The following is a 3,184-nucleotide window of genomic DNA, read 5'->3' as shown; positions in this document are numbered from 1 at the left end:
GCACGAACCGCCTATGCGGGCGACGGACAGCGTCACAAATAGCTTCCGGTGAACTCGTATTGACAGGTCGATGAGACCTACGTCTGGTTTCCAGAGGAACCTTTCGTCAGATGGTGACGTGCTGAGTGTGGTGTCGGGGCTTTGGCGCAGAAGTTGAGCCTGCTGTCGCTGCCGTTAACGTCATGTGGGACACGGGTTCCCGATATTTACGATGTCAGCACCGCACGTCCTTAGTGCGGAAGCCTCGGGATTACTGACAAGCCTCGCTCCCCGCGACGGTGAACCTCGGCAGCGGCAACAACGCCTCCCGTCGTTCCTCCGGCCAGTCCAGCTGACGCTGCAGAACATCCGTCAACCAGGCATGCGGCTCCAGACCATTTCGCTTTGCCGTTTCCAGCAGACTCATGATTTTCGCCGCGCGTTCGCCTGCTGCCACCGAACCGGTGAAAAACCATGATTTTCTGCCCATGACACGTTCCCGTTCATTCTGCCCATATCGGGCAAGAAGTGAAAATTCACTCTCGCTGGCACCCACTGTACGGGGGCTGCGTAAAGGTTCGACATATTGAACAACGCAGTGACGTATGTGTGGTTCATGTCGAATATGATCCAGGTATAGTCCAGACAATTAAAAAACCCCGCCGAATGGCAGGGCCTGAGAAACCTCCCCACGTGCGTGGGGGCGTAAGCGATGATTGCCCTCGCTACAGAGTCCTGATGCTTTCCTCTCATCGCATGACCGCAAACACACTGGATTTTATTGATTGTGTTATTGAAGACATGCCGTTCCCGATACAGCGCTTTCAGACAGACCGGGGAAGCGAACGCGGGTGTCAGTCCTACCCCTCTCCGCCGTGATGTGCCACCCCGGACGTTTACTTGCCTGCAGGCGCTGTCTGCCCCACTCGGGGCATGTCTTCGGTAAAAACTGACATGAACACATTCTGCTATTGCCCGTTTGGTACCGCGGGTACGCTGTTCGTGCCGAACCTTGGCCCCAACATGGGGCCGTGAACCGACATCACTCATCCCTCGCCTGAAAGGCCGTGGCCTGTTGCAAAGGGTAGATGCTGTTGACACACCTGTGACCGCCAAGTCTCTGCACAACATCCTCCAGACAGTGAATAGCGGACAATGGCATCTTTCTCCCCTTACCCTTGTCCAGCGGGCCGACGGAACACGTTGCGCGGTCTGGTCCGCAGCCGATGCCGTGGTGCTCACCGCCCTCACCCTGAGCATCACGCCGTTGCTGCCCGTCTCTGCCCGTTGTGAACACATCGGGGTCATGGTGGGGGAAAGCAGAGCGTCCGGCGGGCACAAAACGCGATCCGGTGGGCGGGATATACGTTCGTCTGCCGCACCGACATCAGGGGGTATTATGCCAATATCCAACACACTCTGCTGCTCACCCAACTCCGTCAGTACATCAATCACCCGGAACACCTTGACCTGCTGTCGCAGTTCCTGCATTACACGGTCGAGGACGGTGGCCATTTTCACTCTCCACGCAAAGGCATTCCCCGAGCCTCCGCCCTGAGTCCCCTTCTGGCGGCCTTTCATCTGACGGAAACTGACCGCTACTTTGAACAACAGCCCCATCTGCGCTATGCCCGGTTTATGGATGATTTCCTCATCTTCACCCGGACGCGTCACCAGCTCAGGCGGGCGGTTAAGGCGCTCAACCAGCATTTTGCGCTGTATGGGTTTGAACAACACCCGGACAAAACCTTTATCAGCCGGCTCTCAAAGGGCACGGACTGGATGGGCTTCCAGACAGACGAAAAAGGGTGCGGGAAACCCGCACCCCGTGCTGTTAATAATATGCTGCAGAAACTGCGCCGGCTTTATGAGCAGATCCCGGCACCTGAGCGTTTCATAGCGGCAGGACCGGGTGGCGCAGTATCTGCAACATTGGCTGCGGTGGGCCAGGACAAGTCCGAAAACATCAGTGGCCCTTCCAAACACTCCGATTGCTGAACTGTTGCGTTCATGTCATCAGTGACCGGTGGTTTTTCCGATTATTCATTTATACACAGCGCCGGATACAGTTCATCTGCTGTGACCGTAGCTGTCATTCCGGTAAAAGCTAATTTGACCGTAGTTGCTACCGAGGTTCTCATTCGCGAAGTTCCAGCAGTATCCGTCGCATAAACTATGCTGTTTCCTGGGTACGCTGTCTCTGTGGGCAAACCCCAGCTGCCTATTAACCGGGTCAGGGACCCCCGTGATATGAGGTCAGAAACGCTACCATACACCGACGCTGACATCAGCGCTCCACCACCATAGAAGTTCACGCAGACTTCTTTCGCATCAGCATAATTACGCGCACGTGACAGTGTGTGGACCCATTTAGTAAATTGGATCTGCCGAGTAAGGGTTGGGTACTTCCCCAGCACTTTCGGCGTGCCAGTGATCGTTACTACCTTATCCCGAACATTTATCCCAGTCCCGCCCACGGTCACTTTCGCTGCTGTCGATACCGTGATATTCGAATTGTCTGATGCCCAATTGAAGTCTGATACGCTGCCCACCGGCGGGTTTAAGGTAAATGCCGCCTGTGAGAAAGCCATTCTCGGGAATGTACTCCCGGTGAACGTGTAACCATTCGCCGTGACGCTGGTGATTGCAGACACCCATTGTGTCAGTGTCAGTGTCACCGCCGTCTTCGCTGCGCTACCGCCATTCCACTGTGGCATCAAGGTGGCGGTGCCTGCGGTTTTGCCGCTCAGGGAACCAGTGTAAATGCCGGTAGTGCCACTCTCGACGAAGCCGGTGAAGGAAGTGTTGGTCACACTGGTTACTGGTAGGGTGAGGCCGGTCAGTCCGCTGACAACGTTGTTGTTCGAATCCTTTGCCGTGTAGGTCACCTTTGTAGTGGTCGTGCCGTCGGCCACAATGCTGGACAACGATATAGCCACGGTGGAATTGGCCGGGGCCATCGGCCCTGCTGTCAGTATCAGCGATGCTGCCGCGTGCGCCGCCCTGGTTCCACTCCACAAGGGCATCAGAGTAGCGGTACCCGCCTGCGTGCCGGTCAGGGTGCCAGTGTAGATGCCGTTACCCTGGTCTGCGAACGCGACAAACGTGTAGCCGGTGATGCCGTCCACCAGGAGACCGAGGTTGGTCAGCTCGCTGACTGGGTTGCCGTTCGCATCCTTTGCGGTGTAGGTGACGGTGACCTTGT

General features: G+C 56.4%; 2 protein-coding genes and 2 pseudogenes. 2 read left to right on the top strand and 2 right to left on the bottom strand.

Annotated elements, in window-relative coordinates:
* Positions 1 to 250 precede the first annotated feature (250 nt).
* A pseudogene (locus tag ACRDCA_RS08995) lies at positions 251 to 472 on the bottom strand (transposase domain-containing protein); the annotation flags it as partial.
* Positions 473 to 690: 218 nt separating this feature from the next.
* On the opposite strand from ACRDCA_RS08995, the pseudogene ACRDCA_RS08990 reads away from it, so the two are divergent.
* Together ACRDCA_RS08990 and ACRDCA_RS08985 are read left to right on the top strand one after the other, a co-directional pair.
* Positions 691 to 825, top strand: a pseudogene (locus ACRDCA_RS08990) (IS481 family transposase); the annotation flags it as partial.
* Positions 826 to 1,326: 501 nt separating this feature from the next.
* Positions 1,327 to 1,977 carry a reverse transcriptase domain-containing protein gene (locus ACRDCA_RS08985; protein ID WP_438689229.1) on the top strand — a complete coding sequence of 217 codons (651 nt, stop codon included), beginning with the start codon at positions 1,327 to 1,329 and terminating at the stop codon, positions 1,975 to 1,977.
* Between the two features lie 41 nt (positions 1,978 to 2,018).
* Here ACRDCA_RS08985 and ACRDCA_RS08980 read toward each other — a convergent pair.
* Positions 2,019 to 3,184: invasin domain 3-containing protein (locus ACRDCA_RS08980; protein WP_438689228.1), on the bottom strand; the 1,166-nt coding region annotated here is incomplete at its 5' end.

The organism is Serratia sp. (in: enterobacteria) (assembly GCF_051654945.1).
Classification (GTDB): domain Bacteria; phylum Pseudomonadota; class Gammaproteobacteria; order Enterobacterales; family Enterobacteriaceae; genus Chania.
The sequence above is the reverse complement of the archived record's forward strand: the minus strand, read 5'-3'. Positions and strand labels throughout refer to the sequence as shown.